This is a genomic window from Capnocytophaga bilenii, assembly GCF_017565765.1.
In the GTDB taxonomy this organism is placed as follows: Bacteria; Bacteroidota; Bacteroidia; order Flavobacteriales; family Flavobacteriaceae; genus Capnocytophaga; species Capnocytophaga bilenii.
The window spans coordinates 81,648-106,897 of sequence record NZ_JAGDYP010000004.1; the positions used below are offsets into that span (position 1 = coordinate 81,648).

Annotated in this window: 22 protein-coding genes; 18 read left to right on the forward strand and 4 right to left on the reverse strand. The window is 39.6% G+C overall.

What is annotated here, in order from left to right; all coding sequences use genetic code 11:
- Positions 1 to 178 precede the first annotated feature (178 nt).
- From J4N46_RS06285 to J4N46_RS06325, 9 genes are all read left to right on the forward strand, one after another.
- Entirely contained in the window at positions 179 to 1,543 is a 1,365-nt protein-coding gene (locus J4N46_RS06285; protein ID WP_208058592.1) for an OmpA family protein, read from the forward strand.
- A 101-nt stretch (positions 1,544 to 1,644) separates the two neighbouring features.
- Entirely contained in the window at positions 1,645 to 3,426 is a 1,782-nt protein-coding gene (uvrC, locus tag J4N46_RS06290) for an excinuclease ABC subunit UvrC (RefSeq protein ID WP_208058593.1), read from the forward strand.
- A 44-nt stretch (positions 3,427 to 3,470) separates the two neighbouring features.
- Positions 3,471 to 4,448 carry a DUF438 domain-containing protein gene (locus J4N46_RS06295; RefSeq protein ID WP_208058594.1) on the forward strand — a complete coding sequence of 326 codons (978 nt, stop codon included), beginning with the start codon at positions 3,471 to 3,473 and terminating at the stop codon, positions 4,446 to 4,448.
- Positions 4,448 to 5,149, forward strand: a complete 702-nt coding sequence (locus J4N46_RS06300; RefSeq protein WP_208058595.1) for a class I SAM-dependent methyltransferase — start codon at positions 4,448 to 4,450, stop codon at positions 5,147 to 5,149. Before J4N46_RS06295 ends, J4N46_RS06300 begins: the two co-directional genes overlap by 1 nt.
- A 200-nt stretch (positions 5,150 to 5,349) precedes the next feature.
- On the forward strand, positions 5,350 to 6,318 hold the full coding sequence (gene trpS, locus J4N46_RS06305; protein WP_208058596.1) for a tryptophan--tRNA ligase: 969 nt from the start codon (positions 5,350 to 5,352) through the stop codon (positions 6,316 to 6,318).
- Position 6,319: 1 nt separating this feature from the next.
- Positions 6,320 to 7,279 (forward strand): Gfo/Idh/MocA family oxidoreductase, encoded by a 960-nt coding sequence (locus tag J4N46_RS06310; protein WP_208058597.1) that lies wholly within the window; start codon positions 6,320 to 6,322, stop codon positions 7,277 to 7,279.
- A complete protein-coding gene (locus tag J4N46_RS06315) occupies positions 7,276 to 8,691 on the forward strand; it encodes an SPOR domain-containing protein (RefSeq protein ID WP_208058598.1) in 1,416 nt (471 codons plus the stop codon). The genes J4N46_RS06310 and J4N46_RS06315 overlap by 4 nt, the downstream gene beginning before the upstream one ends.
- Positions 8,692 to 8,696: 5 nt before the next feature.
- Positions 8,697 to 9,329 (forward strand): 7-carboxy-7-deazaguanine synthase QueE, encoded by a 633-nt coding sequence (locus J4N46_RS06320; protein ID WP_208058599.1) that lies wholly within the window; start codon positions 8,697 to 8,699, stop codon positions 9,327 to 9,329.
- A gap of 21 nt (positions 9,330 to 9,350) precedes the next feature.
- On the forward strand, positions 9,351 to 10,970 hold the full coding sequence (locus J4N46_RS06325; protein WP_009415246.1) for a S8 family peptidase: 1,620 nt from the start codon (positions 9,351 to 9,353) through the stop codon (positions 10,968 to 10,970).
- 5 nt (positions 10,971 to 10,975) lie between these two features.
- Here the strand turns inward: J4N46_RS06325 and J4N46_RS06330 are convergent, their stop codons facing one another.
- Positions 10,976 to 12,403: an ATP-dependent DNA helicase gene (locus J4N46_RS06330; RefSeq protein ID WP_236013867.1), complete on the reverse strand. Its 1,428-nt coding sequence runs from the start codon at positions 12,401 to 12,403 to the stop codon at positions 10,976 to 10,978.
- 120 nt (positions 12,404 to 12,523) lie between these two features.
- Here J4N46_RS06330 and J4N46_RS06335 point away from each other — a divergent pair, with 120 nt between their 5' ends.
- Genes J4N46_RS06335 through J4N46_RS06355 form a run of 5 tightly spaced genes read left to right on the forward strand, consistent with a single transcriptional unit; the run spans position 12,524 to position 16,972 of the window.
- Positions 12,524 to 13,195 carry a PDDEXK family nuclease gene (locus tag J4N46_RS06335; protein WP_009415244.1) on the forward strand — a complete coding sequence of 224 codons (672 nt, stop codon included), beginning with the start codon at positions 12,524 to 12,526 and terminating at the stop codon, positions 13,193 to 13,195.
- On the forward strand, positions 13,170 to 14,012 hold the full coding sequence (locus tag J4N46_RS06340) for a DUF3822 family protein (RefSeq protein ID WP_009415243.1): 843 nt from the start codon (positions 13,170 to 13,172) through the stop codon (positions 14,010 to 14,012). The genes J4N46_RS06335 and J4N46_RS06340 overlap by 26 nt, the downstream gene beginning before the upstream one ends.
- 20 nt (positions 14,013 to 14,032) lie before the next feature.
- A complete protein-coding gene (locus J4N46_RS06345) occupies positions 14,033 to 14,758 on the forward strand; it encodes a glycerophosphoryl diester phosphodiesterase membrane domain-containing protein (RefSeq protein WP_009415242.1) in 726 nt (241 codons plus the stop codon).
- 8 nt (positions 14,759 to 14,766) lie between these two features.
- Positions 14,767 to 15,483: a DUF4197 domain-containing protein gene (locus tag J4N46_RS06350; RefSeq protein ID WP_009415241.1), complete on the forward strand. Its 717-nt coding sequence runs from the start codon at positions 14,767 to 14,769 to the stop codon at positions 15,481 to 15,483.
- A 28-nt stretch (positions 15,484 to 15,511) separates the two neighbouring features.
- On the forward strand, positions 15,512 to 16,972 hold the full coding sequence (locus J4N46_RS06355; protein WP_208058600.1) for an MFS transporter: 1,461 nt from the start codon (positions 15,512 to 15,514) through the stop codon (positions 16,970 to 16,972).
- A 47-nt stretch (positions 16,973 to 17,019) separates the two neighbouring features.
- Here the strand turns inward: J4N46_RS06355 and J4N46_RS06360 are convergent, their stop codons facing one another.
- From J4N46_RS06360 to J4N46_RS06370, 3 genes are all read right to left on the reverse strand, one after another.
- Positions 17,020 to 17,556 carry an isochorismatase family protein gene (locus J4N46_RS06360; RefSeq protein ID WP_208058749.1) on the reverse strand — a complete coding sequence of 179 codons (537 nt, stop codon included), beginning with the start codon at positions 17,554 to 17,556 and terminating at the stop codon, positions 17,020 to 17,022.
- A gap of 10 nt (positions 17,557 to 17,566) precedes the next feature.
- Positions 17,567 to 19,981, reverse strand: a complete 2,415-nt coding sequence (gene thrA, locus J4N46_RS06365) for a bifunctional aspartate kinase/homoserine dehydrogenase I (RefSeq protein ID WP_208058601.1) — start codon at positions 19,979 to 19,981, stop codon at positions 17,567 to 17,569.
- A 206-nt stretch (positions 19,982 to 20,187) separates the two neighbouring features.
- A complete protein-coding gene (locus tag J4N46_RS06370) occupies positions 20,188 to 21,030 on the reverse strand; it encodes a hypothetical protein (RefSeq protein WP_208058602.1) in 843 nt (280 codons plus the stop codon).
- Between the two features lie 331 nt (positions 21,031 to 21,361).
- On the opposite strand from J4N46_RS06370, the gene J4N46_RS06375 reads away from it, so the two are divergent.
- Genes J4N46_RS06375 through J4N46_RS06390 form a run of 4 tightly spaced genes read left to right on the forward strand, consistent with a single transcriptional unit; the run spans position 21,362 to position 25,193 of the window.
- A complete protein-coding gene (locus J4N46_RS06375; protein ID WP_208058603.1) occupies positions 21,362 to 23,416 on the forward strand; it encodes a M3 family metallopeptidase in 2,055 nt (684 codons plus the stop codon).
- Positions 23,417 to 23,452: 36 nt separating this feature from the next.
- Positions 23,453 to 23,872 carry a 2TM domain-containing protein gene (locus J4N46_RS06380; RefSeq protein ID WP_208058750.1) on the forward strand — a complete coding sequence of 140 codons (420 nt, stop codon included), beginning with the start codon at positions 23,453 to 23,455 and terminating at the stop codon, positions 23,870 to 23,872.
- Positions 23,869 to 24,360 carry a dihydrofolate reductase gene (locus J4N46_RS06385; RefSeq protein WP_208058604.1) on the forward strand — a complete coding sequence of 164 codons (492 nt, stop codon included), beginning with the start codon at positions 23,869 to 23,871 and terminating at the stop codon, positions 24,358 to 24,360. Before J4N46_RS06380 ends, J4N46_RS06385 begins: the two co-directional genes overlap by 4 nt.
- A 44-nt stretch (positions 24,361 to 24,404) precedes the next feature.
- Complete coding sequence (locus tag J4N46_RS06390; protein WP_208058605.1) at positions 24,405 to 25,193, forward strand: DUF2797 domain-containing protein; 789 nt, start codon at positions 24,405 to 24,407, stop codon at positions 25,191 to 25,193.
- Positions 25,194 to 25,250: the final 57 nt, after the last annotated feature.

Sequence of the window (25,250 nt, forward strand, 5' to 3'; positions counted from 1 at the left end):
ATTTATTATCAGCGAAATAGATAGAAAAAGGGGGGTAGCAATACCCCCTTTGCAAAAGGTAGTATAAGGCAATAATAATATTGTTAATAAAAAAAATAATGTTAAAATAGCAGTAGGTATAAAAATATTGACTATATTTGCCGCAAATTTTAAATAGTAATTAAATTCATTTTTAAGTATGAAGAAAATCAAAGTAACTTTATTTGCTTTGGCTGCTGCTTTCACAGTAGGAGCACAAGCACAGGATGAAAACAATCCTTGGCAGATAGGATTTGGAGTAAATGCTGTGGACGTTCGTACTCCAATGGATTTTGGAGATGTATTGAAAGACTGGGCAGGCCCTTCTGACTGGAATATCCTTCCTGCAGTTTCTCGTCTTTCAGTAGGACGCCACCTTGGTAAAGGTTTCTCTCTTGAGTTAGCTGGGTCTTTAAACAAAATCGAAAAAGGTTTTGGTTACAACAAAGATCTTGGTAACAAAGTAGACAAATCTTTCTGGGCTGTAGATTTAGGCGTACAATACCACCTAAATACTCTTTGGAGCGGTGCAAGATGGTTCGACCCTTACGCTCAAGTAGGTGGTGGTTATGGTGCAATCGATAACGAAGGTAAATTCCGCGTTCTTGCTGGAGGTGGTGTTAACTTCTGGTTTACCGAAAATATCGGTATCAACTTGCAATCAGCTTATCACCCAACAATGAAAAGCAAATCTCAAGAAAACTACTTCCAACATTCAGCTGGTATCACTATCAAATTTGGTAAAAAAGATAGCGACAAAGATGGTATCGCTGATAAAGATGATGCTTGTCCAGATGTAGCTGGTCTTAAAGAATTCAATGGTTGCCCTGATACTGATGGTGATGGTGTGCCAGATAAAGATGACCAATGCCCAGATGTAGCTGGTCTTAAAGAATTCAACGGTTGCCCTGATACTGACGGTGATGGTATTCAAGATAAAGACGATGAGTGCCCTGAAGTAGCTGGTCTTAAAGAATTTAATGGTTGCCCTGACACTGATGGTGATGGTGTAGCTGATAAAGATGACAAATGTCCAGATGAAAAAGGTCCTAAAGAAAATAACGGTTGCCCTTGGCCAGATAGAGATAGTGACGGTGTTCTTGACAAAGATGACGAATGTCCAGACCAAAAAGGTACCGTAGCTAACAATGGTTGCCCTGAAGTAACTAAAGAAGACCAAAAGAAATTGAACGAATTTGCTAAAGCTATCTTGTTCGATCTTGGTAAAGCTACTATCAAACCACAATCAGCAGAAACTCTAGATAACATCGTTAAGGTTCTTAACGACTTCAAAAATGCTAAGTTCTCTGTAGAAGGTTATACTGATAGCACTGGTAACAAAGCTAAAAATATAAAATTATCTGAAGAAAGAGCTTACTCAGTTAAGGCTTACTTAGTAGAGAAAGGTATCAATCCTGCTCGTCTTTCTGCTAAAGGTTTTGGTCCTGAAAATCCAATCGCAGACAACAAAACTAAGAAAGGTAGAGAACTTAATCGCCGCGTTGAAATCAACTTGGTAAAATAATTTATGATGTGATGATTCCTTAATAATCATATACAAAAGGATTTTTTTATTGCGAAAGGTTACCACAGCGGTAACCTTTCGTTTTTCTAAAATCATAAGCATTGAGCATAGATATTCAACTCCAAACACTACCAACCTCACCAGGGGTATATCAATTTTATGATGATACCAATACGCTTATATATGTAGGAAAGGCTATCAACCTGAAAAAACGGGTGTCTTCCTATTTTCATAAAGAGCATACCAATGCCAAAACTCGCGTATTGGTAAAGAAAATTGTGCGTATAGAGCATATTGTAGTAAATACCGAAAGCGATGCGCTATTGTTAGAAAATAACCTCATAAAAAAATACCAACCTCGCTATAATATACTGCTGAAAGACGATAAAAGTTACCCTTGGATATGTGTCAAAAAGGAACGTTTTCCTCGTGTGTTCTCAACAAGAAGAGTTATCAAAGATGGGTCGCTCTACTTTGGTCCTTACACCAATATGAAAACAGTGCATACTCTTTTAGAGCTTATAAAAGAACTATTCCCTCTGCGCAATTGTACTTACGACTTATCGCCCCAAAATATAGCCAATCACAGGTTTAAAGTCTGTTTAGAATACCACCTGAAAAACTGCAAAGGTGCTTGTGAAGGATTGCAAACTGAAGAAGATTACAATGCAAATATACAGCAGATAGTAGAAATTCTTAAAGGGAATTTTAAAGATACTCTAAAAAGCTTTAGAGAAGAAATGATGCAGTATGCCGCCGATATGCGCTTTGAAGAGGCACAACTCATCAAGAAAAAGATAGAAAGCTTAGAACATTATCAGGCTAAATCTACTATTGTCAGTAGCAAAATTAGCAATGTAGATGTTTTTTCAATTGTTTCTGATGAAGAATATGGTTATGTAAACTTCTTGCAGGTGGCATATGGTGCTATAGTACGGGCTCATACTATTGAAATAAAGAAAAAATTGGAAGAAACTGATAGAGAACTGCTCGAAATGGCAATTGTAGAACTCCGCGAGCGTTTCTTTTCTACTTCCAAAGAAATTATATTACCCTTTGAAGTTACCTTGCAAGAGGGATTGCAAGCCACAGTACCTAAATTGGGGGAAAAGAAACAACTCTTAGACCTTTCCGAACGCAATGCAAAACACTTCAGGCAAGACCGTTTCAAACAAGAAAAAATCATAGACCCCGAAAGGCATACCAATCGTATCCTGACGCAAATGCAACGCGATTTGCACCTATCAGTGCCCCCAGTGCATATAGAGTGTTTTGATAACTCTAACATTCAGGGTACAAACCCTGTATCGGCTTGTGTGGTGTTTAAGAATGCTAAACCAAGCAAGAAAGATTATAGGCACTTCAATGTAAAAACAGTAGAGGGGCCTAACGATTTTGCCTCAATGGAGGAAGCGGTTTTTAGGCGCTATAGGCGTATGCTGGACGAGCAACAGTCACTACCACAACTTATCATTATAGATGGGGGCAAAGGACAATTGTCATCAGCACTTAAGGCGTTGGAACAATTAGAGTTACGAGGCAAAATAGCTATCATTGGCATCGCAAAGCGTTTAGAAGAAATTTACTTTCCCGAAGATAGTGTACCACTCTATTTAGACAAACGCTCCGAAACGCTCCGCATCATTCAGCAGCTGCGCGATGAGGCTCACCGCTTTGGGATTACATTCCACAGGCAAAAACGCAGCAAATCGGCTATTACTTCTGAACTGGATAATGTAGAAGGGATAGGCAGTAAAACAAAAGAATCATTGTTACAGCACTTTAAATCGGTAAAACGAATACAAGAAGCCTCATTAGAGGAGCTACAACAGGTAGCTGGCTTTAGGGGCAAAAAGGTATATGAATATTTTCATAATGCCTAATTTATAATTATTTTGTATATTTGCACTTTAAAAATAAAAGTTTAATGGAACAAACATTACCTATAGGGCACCCAGTGCATACCTATATGCTTGAGGCTGAACTCATCTACGACCTTATGGACGAGTTACTAAGCATAGACCCTCACACTGATTATCAAAAATTTTACAACGTATTCAATCACTTATCAACAGTTGAAAAACACTTTGCTCGCAAAGAAAATCAGCTATTTCCCTTCTTAGAATTGCGTGGCTGGACAAACCCTTCGCAAAATATGTGGTCATTTCACGACACTATTCGCGATATATTCCGCTTAGTGCGTAAAAATTTGGAGGAAAAAGATTATGACCAAGCACAAATAAATGTTCGTTATATACAGGACAACTTAGGGCGTTTGCTGAATGTAGAAGCTAATATCTTGTTTCCCAATGCTCTAAAAATTCTTACTGAAGAGGATTGGATAGAGATGCGCAAAGGAGAGGAAGAAATAGGATGGATGCTAAAAGAAGCACCAGCTCCTTATCCTAATAATGAAGCAGGGGCAGAAGGAGCTCCTGCCTACGTGCACCCTTCAATGGACACTGAGCGCCGTACCGATGTAACTTTTGACGAAAAAGCGGCTCATTACGATGAGGGCTATATGACGGTAGAACAAGTAAATTTGCTACTGAAAACCTTACCTATAGATATTACTTTTGTAGATGAACACGACCGTGTAATTTTCTACAATAGGGGAGAGGAACGTGTTTTCCCACGTAGTGCAGGTATCATAGGGCGCGAGGTGAAGTTTTGCCACCCGCCAAAAAGCGTAGGAACTGTATTGAAAATAGTGGAAAATTTCCGCGCAGGTACTCAAAACGAGGCTAATTTCTGGTTCAACTATCGCGGTAGGCTTATCTATGTTCGTTACTTTGCGGTGCGCGACAAAGATAAAAACTACAAGGGTGTGATAGAAATGTCGCAAGATATTACCGATATTAAAACCATTGAAGGTGAACGAAGACTCTTGGAATGGGATAACTAATGAAAGATTTATTCGGACAAGCTATATTAGATTATCAGCAGGGGCAATATACTGAAGACCTGAAAACCGAAACGAGTATTTCGGAAGAAGATGTATTGCCCTTGCCTTATCTGTTTCGCGATTATGCACAAATGCCCCCATTAGAACAACAAGCGCTACAAATGGCTTGTGGCAGGGTATTAGATGTAGGCTGCGGGGCAGGTTCGCACGCTCTTTATTTGCAAAATGAGCGAGGTTTGGAAGTAACAGCTATTGATTTATCGGCAAAAGCTATAGAAGTTTGTCAGTTGCGTGGCATCCGCTCAGCAAGGGTGCAAAATGTATTAGATACTTCTGAAAAATACGATACGCTATTGCTGCTGATGAATGGTGCAGGAATGTGTGGCAGATTAAAAAAGATGCCTGCCTTCTTTGCCCACCTCAAAACTTTGTTGAATGAAGGCGGACAAATACTTACTGATTCGTCTGATATTATTTATATGTTTGACCAAAACCCTGATGGCAGCTATGATGTGCCTTTATACGGCGATTACTACGGCGAATTGGAATATACAGTGAAGTACAAAGGCAAACGCGAAAAACCTTTCAATTGGCTTTATGTAGATTACAACACGTTGCAAAACGTAGCCCACGCAGTTGGGTTACAATGCGAATTAGTAGCGCAAGGGGAGCATTACGACTATTTGGCACGCTTGTTTTAGAATAAAAAACTTGTGTGTTATGCTCTTTGGTAAAGTGCAAGATTTGCCAAAGAGGAAAAATATCATTAATCTTCAACTCTTAATGAAATGTTAATTGTTGGTTGTAGATTGTAGAATGGCAAAAAAATTGTATTTTTGCAGTTGATAGGGGGAGTATTCCTCAATCATTAATAATACATTAAATATAAAAAACAGAGGTAATGGCAAGAATATTAACAGGCATACAGAGTACAGGAACACCTCATTTGGGAAATATATTGGGGGCAATACGCCCAGCAGTGCAAATGGCAAGCGACCCTGCCAATGAGTCGTTTTTGTTTATAGCTGATATGCACTCACTTACGCAAATAAAAGACGGCGACTTGTTGCGCACAAATACTTATAGCGTAGCTGCTACGTGGTTGGCTTTAGGTATAGACCCTAATAAAGTAACTTTTTATAGGCAAAGCGATGTGCCACAGGTAACTGAACTCAATTGGTATTTGAGCTGTTTCTTTCCTTACCAACGACTTACGTTAGCCCACTCGTTTAAAGATAAAATGGACTATCTGCAAGATGTGAATGCGGGGCTTTTTACTTACCCAATGCTAATGGCTGCCGATATATTGCTATACGATGCCGAAGTGGTGCCTGTAGGTAAAGACCAATTGCAACACCTTGAAATTACACGTGATGTAGCGGCACGTTTCAATCACCAAATGGGCGAAACATTTGTGCTTCCGCAGGCTAAAATAGAGGAAAACGTGATGATTATACCTGGTACTGACGGTGAGAAAATGAGCAAATCTCGCAATAATTTCATCAATATATTCTTACCCGAGAAGCAATTGCGTAAGCAAATAATGGCAATACAAACTGATAGTACACCACTAGAAGCTCCTAAAGACCCTGATACTTGTAATGTATTGCGATTGTATAGACTATTGGCTACTAACGAGCAGGTAAAAACTATAGAAGATGCTTACCGAGCAGGAGGATATGGCTTTGGAAATGCTAAACAGGCTCTTTACGAACTGATTTTAGAACAATTTGCTACAGCGCGTGAGCGTTATCATTACTATATGAATAATTTGGGTGAGCTTGATGAAATCCTCAAAGAGGGTGCCGCTAAAGCTCAAACTGTGGCAAGCAAAACTTTACGCCGTGTGCGTACCAAATTGGGATACTAATATGAAACTGAAAGCTGGCGTTTTAGGCGCAGGACATTTAGGAAAAATACATCTTCGGTTATTGGCTCAATCGGAGAAATACGAATTGGTGGGCTTTTACGATAGCGATGCCGACAATGCTCAACAAGTGAGTGAAACTTTTGGCTATCATAGGTTTGACACGATGGAAGATCTCATTGCGGCTTGTGATGTAGTAGATGTGGTAACCCCCACACTACACCATTACGAATGTGCCGAAAAGATTATCAAGGCAGGCAAGCATCTGTTTATTGAAAAACCTATTGCTACTACCGTAGAAGAAGCCGAGAAAATGATAGCGCTTGCTGAGGCTTATGGTGTGCTTGGGCAGGTAGGGCACGTAGAGCGTTTCAACCCTGCTTTTACAGCGGTGAAAGACCTCATTCACCAGCCTATGTTTATAGAAGCGCACCGGTTGGCAGAATTTAACCCTCGTGGTACGGATGTGCCTGTAGTGCTCGACCTAATGATACACGATATAGATGTTATATTGAGCGTAGTGAAAAGCCCTGTGAAACATATTGCTGCCAGCAGTGCAATGGTCATCAGCCATTCGCCTGATATTACCAACGCTCGCTTGGAGTTTGAAAATGGTTGTGTAGCAAACATAACAGCGAGCCGTATATCAATGAAAAATATGCGAAAAACGCGATTTTTCCAAAAAGATGCTTACATATCGGTAGATTATTTAGAGAAAAAAGTAGAAGTAGTAAAAATGAAAGAGGCGCCTGCAGTACCTAGCGACTTTGATATGGTGCTGCAAAATGCAGAAGGAGAACGCCGACAGATTTATTTTGAGTATCCTGAAGTGCTATCTAACAATGCTATTTTAGACGAGCTTGAGAGCTTTGCCGATGCTATTAATAACGATACAGTTCCAAAAGTTACAATGCAGCAAGGCACTGAGGCTCTTAGAATAGCCAAAAAAATATTGAGTTTATGAAACAGTTATTAACATTATTGGCAATTGCCCTGTTGGTAACAATACCTCTGAAAGCTCAGAACAACACTGAGTTTAAAATTAGATATGAGACGTTTATCAAAGGGGATATAAAAATCATTGGTAATAATACTTTGAACCGCAAAGAAAAAGGTGCAAGCCCCAATGTGCCCTATAACGATCGTACCCAAAAAGCGAAATTGAACGATGAGTTTGATATGCAGTACATTGACATAGATAATGACCCTACTACATTCTCATCGAGTAGTGCAAATTTTAGCTTTGATGGTACCGGAGGGAAGGTTGCTTATGCAGGCTTGTACTGGTCGGCTACTTATCCTTACAATAGTGGTGTACTGCGCGGGACTAAAAATGTAGCTACTGACGCTACCCGCGACAACGCATCGATGGTAAAACTAAAAACTCCTGATAGCAATAGTTATGTAACGGTGGATGGCGAATTGATATTTGACGGTATTAATGACCCTCAGCTTAAAAATTCGGCTCCGTATGTGTATTATGCGAATGTTACTACACTATTGGCTAATTCTAATCACGTAACAGGCGACTATACAGTGGCAAATGTAAAAGCTGCCTTGGGGCAGGTGGAAGGAGGTTCTACTGCAGGATGGGCTTTGGTAATTGTGTATGAAAACCCCGATAGCAATGTAAAGAAAATTATTACTTACGATGGGTTCTCGGCAATTACGAATGAGGCTTCAAAAACTTTCTCCTTCAAAGGATTTAAAACTCCTGAAGAGGGTGATTTTAAAACCCGTATAATGGGGGTTACCCTTGAGGGCGACTTCAATATGATGGGCGATAACGTATCGATTACAATTCCTGAAAGTGGTAAAACAACATCATTGGAGTGCAAATTACGCCCTGCACAAAACTTTTTTAACAGTACAATCAATATCAATGATGATTTTGTAACAGGACGTACTCCTGCGAGTGAAAATACGCTGGGTTTTGATATTTTTAGATTGGATATTAAAAATCCAAATCAAGAGTTGATACCTAATAATGCTACTTCATTGGATTTGAACTATACGCGCAGCCGCGACCGTTATTATTTGTACTTAACAGCTTTGGAGATAGAGAACAACCCCAAAGAAATTACGCAGTTATACCGAAGCACGCGTGTAACAAAACTTACAGCTAAGGATACCGAAAAGGGGTATTATGTGATTGTAGGGGTGTTCTTAAATATCAATAATGTGGAAAAACGGGTGGAAGAGATGAAAAACTGGGGCTATGAAGCTAAAGTGTATTACAATAAAGACCAAGTACTGAACTTTATATACGTGGATAGGTTTGAAAAGTATGAAGATGCAATGAAAAAAGTAGATGAAATACGACAAAATACCGAAATTCCCGACCCTTGGATATTGGATGTAGCAAATTATGAATAGAGCTGATGTTGGATAAAAATACTCAAACAGCCTTACATAAAGGAGAGTTACTTCCGCTTATGGAGGCTTTTTACAGTTTGCAAGGAGAGGGGTTTTATAAAGGAACAGCTGCCTATTTTATTAGGCTGGGAGGTTGTGATGTGGGTTGCCACTGGTGCGATGTAAAAGAGAGCTGGGAGGCAGAGCGACACCCTTTAGTACAAGCACAAGCAATAGCAGATGAGGCACTTGCCCATTCTAAAACGATAATTATTACGGGGGGCGAGCCGCTGATGTGGAACCTAAACCTACTCACCCAAAGGCTAAAAGCAGGCGGGGCACGAACTCATATAGAAACCTCAGGGGCGCATCCGCTATCGGGCGAGTGGAACTGGATATGCTTATCGCCTAAGAAAATAAAACGCCCTGTGGGTGATGTGCTACGGCGTGCCAACGAATTGAAAATGGTGATTTATAACAATAACGATTTTCTCTTTGCAGAAGAAATGGCAGCTGAGGTAAATCAAGAATGTTTGCTATATTTGCAGCCTGAATGGAGCAAACGCGATAAGGTAATCCCTAAAATAGTAGATTACGTGCTGGCACACCCGCAGTGGAAGGCATCGCTACAGATGCATAAATATTTGGATATAAGATAAAAGCTAATAAATAAATAAGTGATGAACAAACCAATTTTAATGGTTGCTTTGGCAGCCTCTTTATTGATAGGTTGTGGTACTCAGAATTTGGAGAAAGTACCTCAAAAACTTACACCATTAACTACCAAATACTCTGAAGAGACACTTAAAAAGTGGCCTCACGAGGGCTTTAAACAAGGATTTCCTGGTTTGGATTTGGCTGAAGCCTATAAATTACTTCAAAACTTAAAACCTACCAATGTGATTGTGGGGATTGTAGATTCTGGAGTGGATATCAATCACGAAGACCTAAAAGCTGTGATTTGGACAAACCCTAATGAAATACCTAATAATGGTATTGACGATGATAAAAATGGCTATGTAGACGATGTGCACGGCTGGAACTTCTTGGGTAATATAGCACAAGCAAATACCGAAATGACGCGTATTGTAAGAGCTAAGGATACTAAAAGCCCTATGTATAAAAAAGCTAAAGAGGCTTATGAAAAAGAGGTGAAAACAGCTGAAAAGAGCATAGAAGGTTATGAAAAACTCATAGAAATGGTAAATGTAAGCGATAAGCAGTTGCGCAAAATAGTAGGCAAAGAGGTGTATAATGCTGAAGACCTTGAAGCGGCTACTAAAGGCAAAAACTTTGACGAATTTACTACTCAAATCATATCTTTTATGAAAGAGATTTTGGCTGATGTAGAAGACTCTAAAGAATTGAAAGAAGAATTGCCTAAAGCGATAGAACACTTTAATACTCAGCTTAAATATCACTTAAATACTGAGTTTGACCCTCGCAAGCAAATACTGAAAGATGACGAAAACGATTGGAATAACAAGCACTACGGCAATGGCAACGTAATAGGTCCTGACCCCGAAGAGGCTTTGCACGGTACACACGTGGCAGGAATCGTAGCAGCAGTACGCGATAATGGTATAGGAATGAATGGTGTAGCCAATGCGGCTATTATTATGCCTGTACGCGCAGTACCCGATGGTGATGAATACGATAAAGATATTGCTTTGGCTATAAGATATGCAGTTGATAATGGGGCTAAGGTAATCAATACAAGCTTTGGGAAGGCATATTCTCCTCATAAAGAATGGGTGTATGAGGCTATAAAATATGCGGCATCTAAAGATGTTCTTATTGTAAATGCTGCTGGTAACGACTCTGAAGATATAGATGTAAAAGAAACTTTCCCTAACGATGAAGTAGATGGTAAAGAAATTGCTGATAACTTCCTAACAGTAGGGGCTTTGAATTACCAATACAATGAAAAATTGGTAGCTTCGTTTTCTAACTACGGTAAGCGCAATGTAGATGTATTTGCGCCAGGTGTGAAAATATATGCTACTACACCAGGTAATAAATATGAGTTTTTGCAAGGAACTTCGATGGCATCGCCTGAAGTAGCTGGTTTGGCAGCCTTGTTGCGCTCGTATTTCCCTACACTTACAGCAGCTCAGGTGAAAGAAGTTATAATGAAATCGGGGATACGTATACCTTTGAAAGTATATGTGGGCGACCGCGATGAAACAGGCAAACAACCTATGAAAAAATTTAGTGAGCTATCTACCACAGGTACTATAGTGAATGCTAAAAATGCGGTGCTATTGGCTGCTAAAAAAGCAAACGTAAAACTAAAATAGGCTTGCTAATAGGCGAAATCATCGTCATTGAAACCTATTAAAAATACTTGCTGTTTGGCACGAGTGAGGGCAGTGTAAAGCCATCGGTAATAACTTTGGTCTATCACATAATCGGGTGGTAGATAGGGTTTTTCAATAAAGACGGCTTCCCACTGCCCTCCTTGACTTTTATGACAGGTGATAGCATAAGAAAACTTTACTTGTAGGGCGTTGTAATACGGGTCTTCCTTTAGTTTTTGGTAACGACTGTAAAGGGTAGGCTCGTTGGCGTACTCATCGAGGACGGATTGGTAAAGCTCTTGATTTTGAGTAGGGGTAAGGGCTGCGGCATCACTATAGAGTGTATCGAGAATAATGACGGTATCGAAGGGAGGTATAGTAGGGTAATCTACCAACTGTGCACTGATTTCGGCAAAACGGAAACCGTAATATTCACGTATGTGGTGTATATTGATAATTTCTATAGTATCGCCATTGGCAATAAAATTTAATGCAGGATTGTCTTTTAGCCAATAGTAATTGTTCTTTACAACCATTAATAGGTCGCCTGCTTCTACCTCGTCTTGAGCATCTAATATAGAGCGGCGTATTTGGGTATTCCAATCTACGGCACGCTTATTGGCACGCACTATGAGGGTGGTTTCTTCAGAACCATAATTGTCATAAGCTTCGCTAATGGCTTCTTGTACTTCGTATCCTGAGGTGAGTTGTATCAAATCGGGTGAGTTGCGGAGCTTGAAGGCAAAGGTGTTGTGGGGGTTATTGCTAAAAATTATTTTTCGCAGAGCGGTGGCATTGCGCAAAATAGCTGAACGGCTACGCTGGCGTACAACTTCGGTGAGTGTGGTTGTAATAACTTCTTTGTGAAAATTATAGCTGAGGTATTCGGGATTGAGTGCTGGGCTAAGGGTTGTATGCACAGGGGGTAATTGGGCTTCGTCCCCTATGAGTAGGAGTTTACAATTATTGCCTTCGTATACGAATTGGATAAGGTCGTTTAGCAATGATCTGCTTCCAAAAACGGCATCATTGTCGGCAATCATAGAGGCTTCATCAACTATGAATAGGGTATTTTGAGATTTATTTTTTCGGAGGGTAAAAATAAGGTCTTTGGTATTATTTTTGTGGTAGTAAATATACTTGTGAATGGTGAAAGCTTGTTTTCTAGTAAAAGCAGTCATTACCTTAGCAGCGCGTCCTGTAGGGGCAAGCAAAATAGCATAGTGTTGTATGAGGGGGAGACATTGTATGATACAGTTTGTAATGGCAGTTTTTCCTGTACCTGCAAATCCTTTTAGCAAGAAGAGTTTTTCGGAAGCATTTTCACTGAGGAGATATTCGCTAATGAGCTTTAAAGCTACTGATTGTGATGGAGTAGGGGTGTGGGCAAAAGAAGTTGTAAGTGATTGAAATAAAGATTCTTGTGATATCATAGATAGAAAATTTGAGTACAAAAATACAAAAAATCTTAAAATAATTTTTTAGTTTCAAAAAAAGATTGTAGTTTTGCAAGACGAGTTGGAGAAAAAATAATTAACTATAGCATTAAAACGATGAATAGAAAAATTTTAACTATTGGATTTTGGGCATTAGGATTAGTGTTTTGCTACCTAATATATAGGTCAATAACAGGGCCTATAGAATTTAATAAAATTAAGACTGAGCGTTATACTGAGGTGATAAAAAAGCTGAAAGATATACGTGCTGCTCAGAACGCTTATTTTAAAATTAATGGAAAGTATGCTGATAATTTTGATCAGCTTACAGATTTTATAGAGAACGCTCAGTTCACCATCACTTCAGTACGTGATACAAGCTGGACAGAATTTGACAAAAACTTCAATATAGAGGTAATGCGCCAAGGAACACGTACAGATATATTGGGACACGTGAAAGTGAAGGATTCTCTATTTAAAAATGATGATCGTTATAAAAACTTACGCTATGTGCCTAAATTTAGCAAAAACGACCCTACTGTACTCTTTACAATGAAAACAGGAGTTATCACTGATAAGAAAAATGAAGTAAATTCATCGGTATTTGAAGTTTATGTGCCTAAAAAAGATGTATTAAGAGGACTTGATCAAGATTTGGTATCGCGTGAATTGGTAAAAACATCGGTAGAAGATGTAAAAGGTGATAAAATAAAAGTAGGTTCACTTGATGAACTTACTGATAATGGTAACTGGCCAACTTCTTATGATGCAAAAATCGCAAAACAATAATGATTTAGATATCAACTTTAAAGAATTGTCCATTCAAATAAACTTGGATGGACTTTCTTTTTGTGTCTTTAATCCAGTAGAAAATCATATAGAGGCGATTTATAATTTTCCTATAAATTTTAGTTATAAAACACAAGAGGAGATAGGACTCCAGATACAAGCAGTTATCGAAGCACAAGATGACTTGCGACAAGATTTTAGTACTATAAGGGTACTTCATAATACACCTTCATTTGCCCTGATACCTCAATCACTTTGCGGGAAGAAAGAAGATATGCTTTCTTATCTGAAATACAGCATTGATGTAACAGAAGTTACGGTGAATGCTGTAGAGGTAGATAAAATTGCTTCAATAGAAACAATAATTACTTATTTGCCTAATAATATGGTGAATAATTCATTGCTTTCATACTATGGGCGTTTTGATTATCAGCATTTTGCGACTTCGCTTCTCAAGATGTTTTTAAAACATTACGTAAGTCACGCCTATGAAGTGATGTATATTTACGCCGAACAAGGTTCGTTTTATTTTGTAACTTTTAAGGATAAAAAGTTGCACTATTTTAATAGGTTTAGTTATGAAACTATTGAGGATTTCTTGTATTATATTCTTTTTTCAATAGAACAATTGAATATTAACACAGAATGCGTACCCTTGTATATTATAGGTGAAACAGAGCCTACTGCATTGTTTTATCGTAAGGTGCGTATGTATGTAAAATATATCTACCTACTAAAATACCACAAAGAGCACTTTGCCAAAGGTATGGACGAAGACCTCATCAGGCGTAATTTTGTGCTCACACAGTCGTTTTAACAATAAAAATTATTATAATTATGTCAGTATCAAGTATTTTTAATTTTTCAGGAGATTTGTATAAGAAAGCCTTAGGAGTGAATGCTTTTGGGGTGTTTCTTTTCCTTTTTATTTTTTTAGTGTTTTATGTACTGTTAATTCCTTTTATATTTGGGCTTGGTTATGAGGAATTAGCACGTTGGGGTAGTACAAGTATAGAGTCGTTGATGTATACGCCTTCTGTACAGATACGTAATGCACTTGCTATGGTGGCTGTTAACTGTGTAACAACGCCTTTGGTGGCTGGTTTTTACAAGAATTGCGAAGTAGTAAGCAAAGGCGAAGGTGCTACAATGGGGAATTTGTTTATATACTACAATTCTACTTACACAGTGCGTTTGTTGGTATGTGCGCTTATATCTACAGTAATAACTTCTGTAGTATCGCTTCCGTTTCAATTTTTTGATATTCCGTTGGTAGGTAGTTTATTATCTATGTTTGTGAATATATTGCTGTCGTTTGTTATTCCTATCATTATTTTTGAAAATAAAGAGCTTGCAGAAGCTTTTAAGGAGAGTGTAGAACGTGTTGTAGCAAATTTTGGCACGATTTTAGGGGCGTTTATTCTTGGAGGTATTATAGGCTCTTTAGGGATAATAGCTTGTGGTATAGGTGTTATCTTTACCCTTCCTTTTGCCTATGCTACTATTTATGCGGCTTATGCACTACAAAAGCCCAATGGAAATGAAAAAGTAAAATTTTATTAATAAAGAAAATGAAAAAAGTAGTTTTGTTAGGGCTCGTGGCTATGGGCTCACTTACGTTGAACAGCTGCAATGAGTTGCAACAGGTATTGGCAAGCACACAAAATGGCAGTTCGTCTGGATTCAACATAGCTTCTGGGCTAAAGCAAGCATTGGAATTGGGGGTAAGTAATGGTGTAGATTTGCTTAGCAAAGACGGAGGTTATTTCAAAGACCAAGCGGTACGCATTTTGCTACCAGAAGAGTTGCAAAAGGTAGATAAAGCATTGCGCTCTATAGGGCTTAGCTCGCTTGCCGACCAAGGACTAAAGGTGATAAACGAGGCTGCTGAAAGTGCGGTTTCACAAGCTAAACCTATATTTTTATCGGCAATACAGAATATGACCTTTAGCGATGCAATGAACATTCTAAAAGGTGATAATACTGCGGCAACAACCTACTTAAAAAACAGTACTTCTACAGCTTTGGAAGCTGCTTTTGCTCCTAAAGTTCAGGAATCATTGGCTAAAGTAGGTGCTGATAAAGTATGGACAGACCTTATCAATAAATATAACCAAATTCCTTTGGTAAAACCTGTAGAGGCAGACCTTACAAAATATGTAACACAACAGGCTATCAATGGGCTTTTTGTGAAAGTGGGTGATAAGGAAAAGGAAATACGTACAAATGTAGCGGCACGCACTACGCCTTTGTTGCAATCGGTATTTGCGTTGCAGGATAATAAATAGAGTATTAGTGTGCTAATAATTGTGGATTATGTCAGAAAATAAAAGAAGCTTTATACAAACATTAACAGCCTTTAAGTTCAACTTCTGGATAGCAAGCTTTTTGCAGCTAATGGAACGCTGGGCTTTTTATGGCATATTTGCGCCTTTGGGGCTTTATTTAGTAGCCTCTACTGATGAGGGAGGTGTAGGTTTTTCTCATATAGAAAAAGGTACTATTATGGGGAATGTTACGGCTATACAGTACTTTTTACCATTGATTTTTGGTGTTATAGCCGACCGCATAGGGTACAAACTCTCATTGGTTATCTCGTGTAGCATTATGGCTATAGGCTATTACTTAATGGGTGAGGTGAATAGCTATTGGGCAGTGTATATGGTTTTCTTGTTTGCCGCAGTAGGGGGCGGTTTCTTCAAGCCTGTTATCAACGGAACGGTAGCACGCAATACTGATGATACTACAAGCACAATGGGCTTCGGTATTTTTTATATGATGGTGAATATAGGCGGCTTTTTAGGACCTGCTATGTCATCGCATTTGCGTACTGCTCTTGGCTGGCGAATTATATTTTTACAGGCTACCGTTGTAATGGTTATCAACCTGCTGGTAGTGCTCTTCTTCTATAAAGAGCCCAAAGTAGTAGAACGCGACAAAAAGCCTATTCTTGCCGAAATTAAACACTCATTGATGAATATTGTAGAGGCACTGAAAGATAAACGCCTTACAATCCTACTGATACTAATGGTAGGTTTTTGGACGATGTTCAATCAGTTGTTTTACACATTGCCCAATTTTATTGAAGATTGGGTAGATTCTTCTTCAATAAGTGCGTGGATAAGCAATAATCTTCCTTTCCTAAAAACTACACTTATAGACGAGAGCGGACAGGTAAAACCTGAATGGTTTGTGAATATCGATGCTTTTATGATTATCTTCTTGCAGGTATTGGTGTCGTATTTTGTAACCAAAATGACTCACGTGAGTGCTATGATTAGGGGTACTATCATAGGCACTATAGGGGTTACCCTTACTTTCATATTCAATAATGTATGGTTTACGATTATAGGTACAGTAATCTTTTCGGTGGGTGAAATGGCAGCAAGCCCTACGCTTTCGGCTTTTATTGCGCAAATTACACCTAAGGGAAAAGAGGCGCTTTATCAAGGTACTTTCTTTTTGCCAGTGGCTTTGGGTAATTATCTTACAGGTTTCATTTCTGGGAATTTATACGGACAGTGGTCTGATAAATATACCCTACTACAAACCGAAATGGCAAAACGACAAATAGAAATGCCAGAGGGGCTTACCAAAAAAGAATACTTCAATTTAGCAAGTGAAAAACTACAACTTTCACAAAGCCAAATAACTGACTTGCTATGGAATACTTATGAGCCTAACAAGTTGTGGTATGTGGTGTGTGCTATTGGTATTTTTGCAGCACTTTCCCTTTATGTATATAGCAAGGTAATGGTACGCCGGGAGGCTAAATAATAGTATAATACAAGAAAAAGAAAAGAGGCTCATTGAAGCCTCTTTTTTTATTTCACCAATTTAGCTATTTCTTTAAATTTAGGGTGGGTAGCGTCTCCTAAAAGCTTAAACAGTAAGCCTTCGGTACTGAAGAGCTTAGCTCCTGCTTGTTGTAGCATTGTAAGCCCTATGGCTTTATTGCTTTCGGTGCGTGAAGATACCGCATCGGTCAGGACAAGCACTTCGTAGCCTAAGGCTATTAAATCTACCGCAGTTTGATAAATGCAAATATGCGTTTCTATCCCTATCAAAATCACCTGCTTGTTATTGTTGTTCCTTACCGCTTCGGCAATAGAGGGCGTTCTCATTGCCGAGAAGCTACTTTTGCTAAGCGGTGTTATTCCGCTCAGGGCGTTAGCCACATCGGGGTGGGTAGCTCCTAATTTTTCGGGCAACTGCTCTACCCACACTATAGGAATATCCAGAGTGCGACATCCGTTGATAGCTATACAACTATTGCGTATCACCTCTTCGTGCTGGTGCACTATTTGCGCCAGCTTTCCTTGTATATCAAGTACAATTAGCTGAGACTTCATAGATATTATTTTTGTTTAATTAATGTATTGATTTTTCGGCAAGGCGCAAGATGTCGCCAAATACCCCACGTGCCGTTACCGATGCCCCAGCACCTGCACCTTGTATTACGATAGGATTATCGCCGTAAGACTCGGTGTAGATTTCAAAAATAGAATCCGCACCTTTCACTTGCCCTAACGCACTATTGCGAGGTACAGATACCAGCGATACATCAAGCTGTACAGTATCAGTCGAAGCCAAGTTGCCGTGCAAATCGCCTACATAGCGCAATACGTGGTCGGGGGCTTGTTGTTTTTTGATAGCCTCATAAGGAGCGTTAAACTCATCTAAACGACTTAAAAAATCACTAACAGACCCCTCACGAAGGTTCTCAGGGATAAGGTTTTGTATTTTTACATCCGTAAATTCGTTGCCAAGGTCAAGTTCGCGCGCTAATATCAGTAATTTCCTTCCTACATCGTTACCGCAAAGGTCTTCACGAGGGTCAGGTTCGGTATAACCGCTGTTGATAGCGTGTTGTAATACTTCGCTAAAAGGTTTATTTTCAGCAGAAAAAGTATTGAATAGGTAGCTCAGCGTACCAGAAAATATTCCTTTGATACGAGTGATGTTTTCGCCCGAATGGTGCAGCAAGCGTATCGTATCTATCAGCGGTAGCCCAGCCCCCACATTAGTTTCGTAGAGGTACGTTTTTTGATGTTGTTTGAGAGCCTCGCGCAGTTCTTGGTAGAAGCTGTAGTCAATCGTATTGGCAATTTTGTTAGCAGAAACAAGGTCGTAACCACTCTTTATCAGCGGGATATAGTTTTCTACAAACGTTTTGCTTGCAGTAACATCCACAGCTATAAGGTTTTCTAAATGATGTTCCGATACGAATGCCTGTAACGTTTCTAAGCTATAAGGCACAGCTTGGGCGGCAAAATCCTCTTTCCATTGAGCCCCTATACCTTTGGCGTTGGTGAGAATATTGTGAGAATCAGCAATCGCCACAATGCGCAAGCTAATATTTTTGCGTTGTAAGATATTGTTGTGAGCTTCAATTACTTGGTTGATGAGTGTTCCCCCCACAGTACCCTTACCAAAGATAACCAAGTTGATACGGCGCGATACCCCAAATATTTCGCCGTGTATTACGTTTAGTGCTTTGTGCAGTAGCTCCGTTTTCAGCACCAAACTCACGTTTTTGCCCGTAACAGCGTTGTTGATGAGCAAAGGCACAATCTGGTTGCGGATAAGCGCATTATAAGGGTGATGGAAGGTAGAAAGCGGTTGCCCTACAATAGAAACTACCGACACGTTATCGATGATAGAAACTTCGCTTACGTCATTGGTATAGAAGTCGTGAGAAAACTCTTCATCAAGGGCAGCTTTAGCCAGTTGGGCATCTTTAGAAGCCACCACAAGTCCCACACCGCGTTCCGATGAACCTTGTGAGATAATACTTACACTGATTTGCTTTTGAGCCAATGCCCTAAAAATACGAGCATCAACACCCACTTCGCCTAATAGTCCACGACCTTCCAACACAATAAGAGCATTGTTTTTCAGTACCGAAATAGATTTGATACCCTCTTGTGTATTTTCGTTGTTGATAAGCGTTCCAGCATCTTCAGCATTGAAAGTGTTTTTGATACGCAGAGGAATATTTTTTTCAATGAGAGGGATAATCGTTTTGGCGTGCAGTATCGAGGCACCAAAGTTAGCCAGCTCATTAGCCTCTTCAAAAGATAAATTTCTAATAATTTTAGCCTCAGGTACTAATTCAGGGTTAGCCGTAAAAATACCATCTACGTGAGTATAGTTCTGCAGTTCGTTAGCGTTTAGGTAATTGGCAAGTAGCGCAGCCGAGTAGTTACTGCCATTTCTGCCCAAAGTAGTAGTGTCGCCCTTTTCGGTAGCAGCAATAAAGCCCGTAACAATAGCCACCGTATCGGCAGGGATAGTAGCAAATAGTGCCCTTGTTTTAGCTTCCGATACCTCGTTGATAATTTGCGCATTACCCACCACCGCATCAGTTTTAAAAATCTCACGACTATCTACAAAGCGGCTCTTTACCCCCTTGCGTTGCAATAGAGCGCTTACTATTTTTGCCGACATTAGTTCGCCTTGTGCCAATACTAAATCTTTAGTTTTAGGGCTGTAATCTTTCAGCAGCGACACCCCCTCCAAGAGTTTTTCCAGCAGTTGTAGCTCGCTCTCCAATGATACCTCAAAGTTATAGTTTTGTTCTTCTTTAAACTTTTCAAAATAAGGCAGATAATCATTGCCATTTGCAGCCTTTTCCAACAGCATTTCCAGTTCATCAGTAGTATTGGCACGCGCCGATACTACCACAGCTATAGGTTCTTGTTGCAGTGTAGTAATAATAATATTGATAACTTTATCTATACCATTGTTAGCAAGTGATTTTCCACCAAATTTTAGTATTTTCATCTTCTTAAAATTAACGATTTTTATAAGCAGCCGCAAATATACAATTTTTTTTTGAATAACAAATATTAGCAGTCATAGGGGCAATTTGCCAATCACCCCCACATTCAAAATTCAAAATTCAAAATTCAGAATTCAAAATTCAGAATCATACAGGCGATTTTGTCAATCACCCCCACATTCAAAATTCAGAATTCAAAATTCAGAATTTAAAACTGTATCCCAAATGAAAAAGGATACTGGCTACCACCATTAGCAAAGAGAGGCATTACAGCATAACGCACATACACCGCTACATCTTTATAGCCCAAATATGCCGACCCTCCCCACGACAATTGGTTGATACCTAAATCCTTACGAGTAACACTCTTATACTGCACATTATCTTCGCTGTACTTCATCTTCTGGCTGCTGTCCAGCGACAAACTTCCGTAAACACCTATCCCCAGTTTAATCCTATCTCTATAGTTATAGTAGTGCATATTACTGTTAGGATAAAGGTTAAACTCTATATGCAGAGGCAATACAAGGTTGTGCATACGAAGTTTAGATACCGAAGTATCATTAGCATAAGAAGCCAACAGCGTTTGGTTATTATTGATCACAAAATGCTGATTATTCTTGATAGACAAGCTGTTAAACTGCCACAATAGCGCGTAATTAAATCTCAAACTATTCTTTTTGTTGATGTAATGAGCTATTTTAAAACCCAATTCAAAATTGTAAGAACCCATAAAGTAATACTTACTATTACCCCCACTGAGGTTGTAAAAGCCTATAGCAGTGTGACTAAGCAAGTCTTCTTTCAACGAAAAAGGCTTCCTATAAGCAGGAACATACCTATGCAAAGGCGTATCAGGTTCAGGAGGTTCAGGAGCTTCCTGAATCTCAGCAGGAGGTGGAGGCGCAGGAACATCAAACTTTTCTGAAGGAAAAGGCTCCTCATAAGGAGTATCAGGAAGGCTATCTTTAGCCTCAGGCACGGTAGGTTCTTGAGCAGCTGCCATCACAACCCAAAAGAACAAAGACGATAAAAGAAAAAAATGCTTCATTGTTATTTAGATTTTTAAGTTTTTTTATTCCGTTTCTCCACCCCACCCCGAGCGAACCTTCAGCGAAGGATGAGCGAAGGATGAGCGAAGGATAGTCAACCCCTCCAACTCTCAATACCGCAAAATTACAAAAAAAAACGAACAAAAACGCTAAAATGTTATATTTTTTTGTCAGGTTCAAAAAAATATAGTAATTTTGCACCCTAAAAAATTGATATGAAATTATATAACGAAGATTTGCACTTAAAAATACTTTAGGGGCACATCTTTCTATTTTTTGAAATTCTAAACCCAATACTTAGCAATTTCATACTCAAAAAGCAAAATACTTATGAAATATCAAACTAAAAAATTAGGACAAGCAAACGTCTTCGGTACCGAATATGATGCCGTCCCTTTTTCCCGATTCACAACCTTAGATTACAAACCTGCTATTGAAGAAGCTATTAAGGAAAGTTTAGACGAAATAGACGCCGTTAGTAAAAATTACAAACCCGCTACTTTTGAAAACACCATTATCCCATTAGCTTATAGCACCGCTCGTTTAGACCGATTTACAGCGATGCTTTTCAACCTCAATAGTGCCGAAACATCAGTCAATTTACAAGCGCAAGCCCAGCTGGTATCCCCCCTGCTTACCGATTATCACAACGATGTCTATCTGAACGCCCTCCTGTTCAAGCGCGTAAAATCTATTTATAGGCAACGCGACAAAATGTCTCTTTCCCCCGAACAGCTCGTCTTGATAGAAAAAATACACAACGCTTTCCTGCGCAATGGTGCCGCCTTACGACAACGCAAAAACCGCTTACGCGAGATAGACCGTGAGCTCTCCAGCCTTACTCTCTTATTTTCAGAAAATATACTAAACGAAACCAACCAATACGTACTACATATTACCGAGCCCGCAATGCTCAGCGGCATCCCCAATGAAGTATTAGCATTGGCAGAAGCCGAAGCCCAAAAAAGAGAGTTGAAAGGCTGGTGTTTCAATCTCAGCGCACCGGTCTACCTGCCAGTGATGAAGTATGCCGATAGCAGGCTGTTACGCCGCGAATTGTTTTTAGCTTATGAATCGCGTTGCTCACATAGCAATTTCAATAACAACGAAGATTGCTTGCAACGCATCGCTTCTTTGCGCCGTGAGCGCGCACGCTTGTTAGGCTATGAAAATCACGCCGCTTTTGTGCTCGAACATCGTATGGCAGAAAATACTGATAAGGTAATGAACTTCCTCCACACGCTGCTCGAAGAAGCGCTACCTCGCGCCCAAGCCGAGATTACTATGCTCAAAAACTTCGCAGGAAACTATTGGGAAGAAGATGGCGACAAAAATTTCTATATGTACGATTTTTATTATTATGCCGAAAAACTAAAACAAAAATTGTATAATATAGACGACCAGCAGCTGCGCCCCTACCTTTCATTAGACAATGCCGTAAAAGGCGCTTTCGCTATAGCTAATAAATTATATGGCATTCATTTTCAGGAAATTGATACCATAGAAAAATACAACCCCGAAGTGCAAACCTATAAAGTTACCGATAAAGACGGCTCTTACCTCGGTTTGCTATACGCCGATTTCTTTCCACGCGAAGGAAAACGCGCAGGAGCTTGGATGACAGTATTTAAAAACCAATATATAGACGAAGACGGCAACAACTCACGCCCACACGTGGCTATTGTGTGCAACTTTACACGCCCTACAGAAAATACCCCATCACTGCTCAGCTTTGATATGCTCCGCACACTTTTCCACGAGTTTGGGCACGCCTTGCACGCCTTGCTCTCCAACGTTACTTACCCCGAACTGAGCGGTACTCACGTAGCTCGTGATTTTGTAGAACTACCCAGCCAAATAATGGAAAATTGGTGCTATGAAGAAGAAGCTTTGCGCTTGTTTGCAACGCATTACCAAACAGGCGAACCTTTGCCTATGGAATGGGTAGAACAGATAAAAAAAGCAGCTCACTTTATGGAAGGAGTACTCACCGTGCGCCAGCTCGATTTCGCTTTTATAGATATGTCTTGGCACACCCCCAAATACAACGATGAGTTTAGAACTGCCAAAAACGTAGAACACAGCGTAGGAGTATTAGGCAATGTAGTAACTATCCCCAAAGAACGCTGCATTTCTACTTCGTTTTCTCATATCTTTAGCGGAGGCTATGCCGCAGGCTATTACAGCTATAAATGGTCGGAAGTATTAGATGCTGATGCTTTTGAAGCTTTTAAAGAAAAAGGAATATTCAATACCGAAACAGCTGAGCGCTTTAGAAATGAAATACTTAGCAAAGGCGGTAGCGATAAAGAAATGACACTGTATAAGAACTTTAGAGGCAAAGAACCAAGCTTAGAGCCCCTGTTAAAACGATTAATAAATTAATAGCCATAGGGCACCAAATCATCAAATCATATGAATATAACAAAACAACAACTGACACCAGAGCAGTACGAGCTTTTCAAAAATGCCGAAATGCGTATAAAACAAAAACGCTTGCTCTACATTCACTTTTTTGTGATGTTGTTAGGCTGCGCCTTCTTTTGGGTAGCTAACAAATTGTTAGATTACTTGCCCGAATACAATTGGTGGCAGCTATTATCCGCTTTATGGCTCTTCTTGTGGCTATGGCACGCAGTAAATGTTTTCTTCTTTAGTAAATTCTTAGGAAAACAATGGCGCGAAAAACAACGCGAACAACTCATAGCAGCACAACAAAAGAAAATTATCAAAATGGAAGCAGCTATAGAACGTGATTTTGAACAACAAAAACAACAAGCTCAACGCGAATTGGCAGCTACAGAAAAAGCTCAACAAAATAACAATTCACAAGCAGTATGATAACTATCATTGCTGCCGTAGGAAATAATAACGAATTGGGCAAAGGAGCAGACCTACTATGGCACTTGCCAAACGACTTTAAACACTTCAAAGCGCTTACCACAGGGCATTGTATCATTATGGGGCGAAAAACTTTTGAAACGTTTAAAAAGCCGTTGCCTAATCGCAAGCATATTGTGGTAACTCGTCAGGCTGATTACTACAAAGAAGGGGCTATAGTGGTACATTCGCTGGAAGAGGGTATCGCTTTGGCTTTATGTACCGACCCCGACCCTTATATCATCGGCGGAGGAGAGATTTATGCACAAGCACTTCCTCTTGCCAACCGCATTGTGCTTACGCGGGTACATCATCATTTTGCAGAAGCTAATGTTTTCTTCCCCAAAATAGACTATAAAAAGTGGAAACTTGTAGAGGTAGAGCATTTTAAGGCAGATGAGAAACACGCCTATGATTATAGTATTGAATATTTAGTGCTTAATGATTAGAAGGCAACACCCACTAACTACTAATGACTAACGCCTAACGACCAATGTTTACAGGAGTATTACAAAAAATGCTTACAGAATGGGCAGACCCCATAAGGTATTACCTACCTATGGAAAGTGATTTTGTAGCGATGAACCAGCTGATAGGACAGCATATAAGTCTGCAATTCAAACACTTCCAATGTTTGAATTGTGGTGAGAACAAGCCTATATTCAGACAAGGATACTGCAAAGAGTGTTTTTTTGCAGTACCACAAACAGCAGATTGGATTATGCATCCTGAACTGAGCAAAGCCCACTTGAATATAGAAGAGCGTGATTTAAACTACGAACAGCAAATGCAATTGCAGCCTCATTATGTGTATTTAGCCAATACAAGCGAGGTGAAAGTGGGGGTAACCCGCAAAAGCCAAGCTCCTACCCGCTGGATAGACCAAGGCGCTCACGAGGCACTCGTAATTGCCGAAGTGCCTAATAGGTATTTGGCAGGAATAGCCGAAGTCGCTCTAAAACAACATATTGCCGATAAAACCAATTGGCGTAAAATGCTCACCAATCAATTCACTTCTGTAGATTTAGAAGCCGTAAAAGCACAGTTACGCCCTTTTATCCCCCAAGAAGTACAACCGTATATTGCAGAAGAAACAGCCTTGTGGCATCTGCACTTTCCGGTGTTGCAATACCCTGCACAGGTACGTTCGCTACAGCTGCTACAAACACCACATTATGAAGGTAAATTAGTGGGTATCAAAGGGCAGTATCTTATTTTTGAAGACAATACAGTTTTTAATATAAGAGGCAACGAAGGGCTCGTAGTGGCGTTGGCGTTATAACACTATCAATAAAAGTGATTGTAATTGTGGTATTTGTTGAATAAGATTCTTTATCTT

Coding starts and splice junctions, on each gene's coding strand:
- J4N46_RS06300 (WP_208058595.1), top strand. CDS start 4,448: ATGAAAGATTTATTCGGACAAGCTATATTAGATTATCAGCAGGGGCAA.
- J4N46_RS06340 (WP_009415243.1), top strand. CDS start 13,170: ATGATGCAAAAATCGCAAAACAATAATGATTTAGATATCAACTTTAAA.
- trpS (WP_208058596.1), top strand. CDS start 5,350: ATGGCAAGAATATTAACAGGCATACAGAGTACAGGAACACCTCATTTG.
- J4N46_RS06330 (WP_236013867.1), bottom strand. CDS start 12,403: ATGATATCACAAGAATCTTTATTTCAATCACTTACAACTTCTTTTGCC.
- J4N46_RS06370 (WP_208058602.1), bottom strand. CDS start 21,030: ATGAAGCATTTTTTTCTTTTATCGTCTTTGTTCTTTTGGGTTGTGATG.
- J4N46_RS06390 (WP_208058605.1), top strand. CDS start 24,405: ATGTTTACAGGAGTATTACAAAAAATGCTTACAGAATGGGCAGACCCC.
- J4N46_RS06385 (WP_208058604.1), top strand. CDS start 23,869: ATGATAACTATCATTGCTGCCGTAGGAAATAATAACGAATTGGGCAAA.
- J4N46_RS06350 (WP_009415241.1), top strand. CDS start 14,767: ATGAAAAAAGTAGTTTTGTTAGGGCTCGTGGCTATGGGCTCACTTACG.
- J4N46_RS06375 (WP_208058603.1), top strand. CDS start 21,362: ATGAAATATCAAACTAAAAAATTAGGACAAGCAAACGTCTTCGGTACC.
- J4N46_RS06335 (WP_009415244.1), top strand. CDS start 12,524: ATGAATAGAAAAATTTTAACTATTGGATTTTGGGCATTAGGATTAGTG.
- J4N46_RS06295 (WP_208058594.1), top strand. CDS start 3,471: ATGGAACAAACATTACCTATAGGGCACCCAGTGCATACCTATATGCTT.
- J4N46_RS06325 (WP_009415246.1), top strand. CDS start 9,351: ATGAACAAACCAATTTTAATGGTTGCTTTGGCAGCCTCTTTATTGATA.
- J4N46_RS06310 (WP_208058597.1), top strand. CDS start 6,320: ATGAAACTGAAAGCTGGCGTTTTAGGCGCAGGACATTTAGGAAAAATA.
- thrA (WP_208058601.1), bottom strand. CDS start 19,981: ATGAAAATACTAAAATTTGGTGGAAAATCACTTGCTAACAATGGTATA.
- J4N46_RS06320 (WP_208058599.1), top strand. CDS start 8,697: ATGTTGGATAAAAATACTCAAACAGCCTTACATAAAGGAGAGTTACTT.
- J4N46_RS06315 (WP_208058598.1), top strand. CDS start 7,276: ATGAAACAGTTATTAACATTATTGGCAATTGCCCTGTTGGTAACAATA.
- J4N46_RS06285 (WP_208058592.1), top strand. CDS start 179: ATGAAGAAAATCAAAGTAACTTTATTTGCTTTGGCTGCTGCTTTCACA.
- J4N46_RS06345 (WP_009415242.1), top strand. CDS start 14,033: ATGTCAGTATCAAGTATTTTTAATTTTTCAGGAGATTTGTATAAGAAA.
- J4N46_RS06355 (WP_208058600.1), top strand. CDS start 15,512: ATGTCAGAAAATAAAAGAAGCTTTATACAAACATTAACAGCCTTTAAG.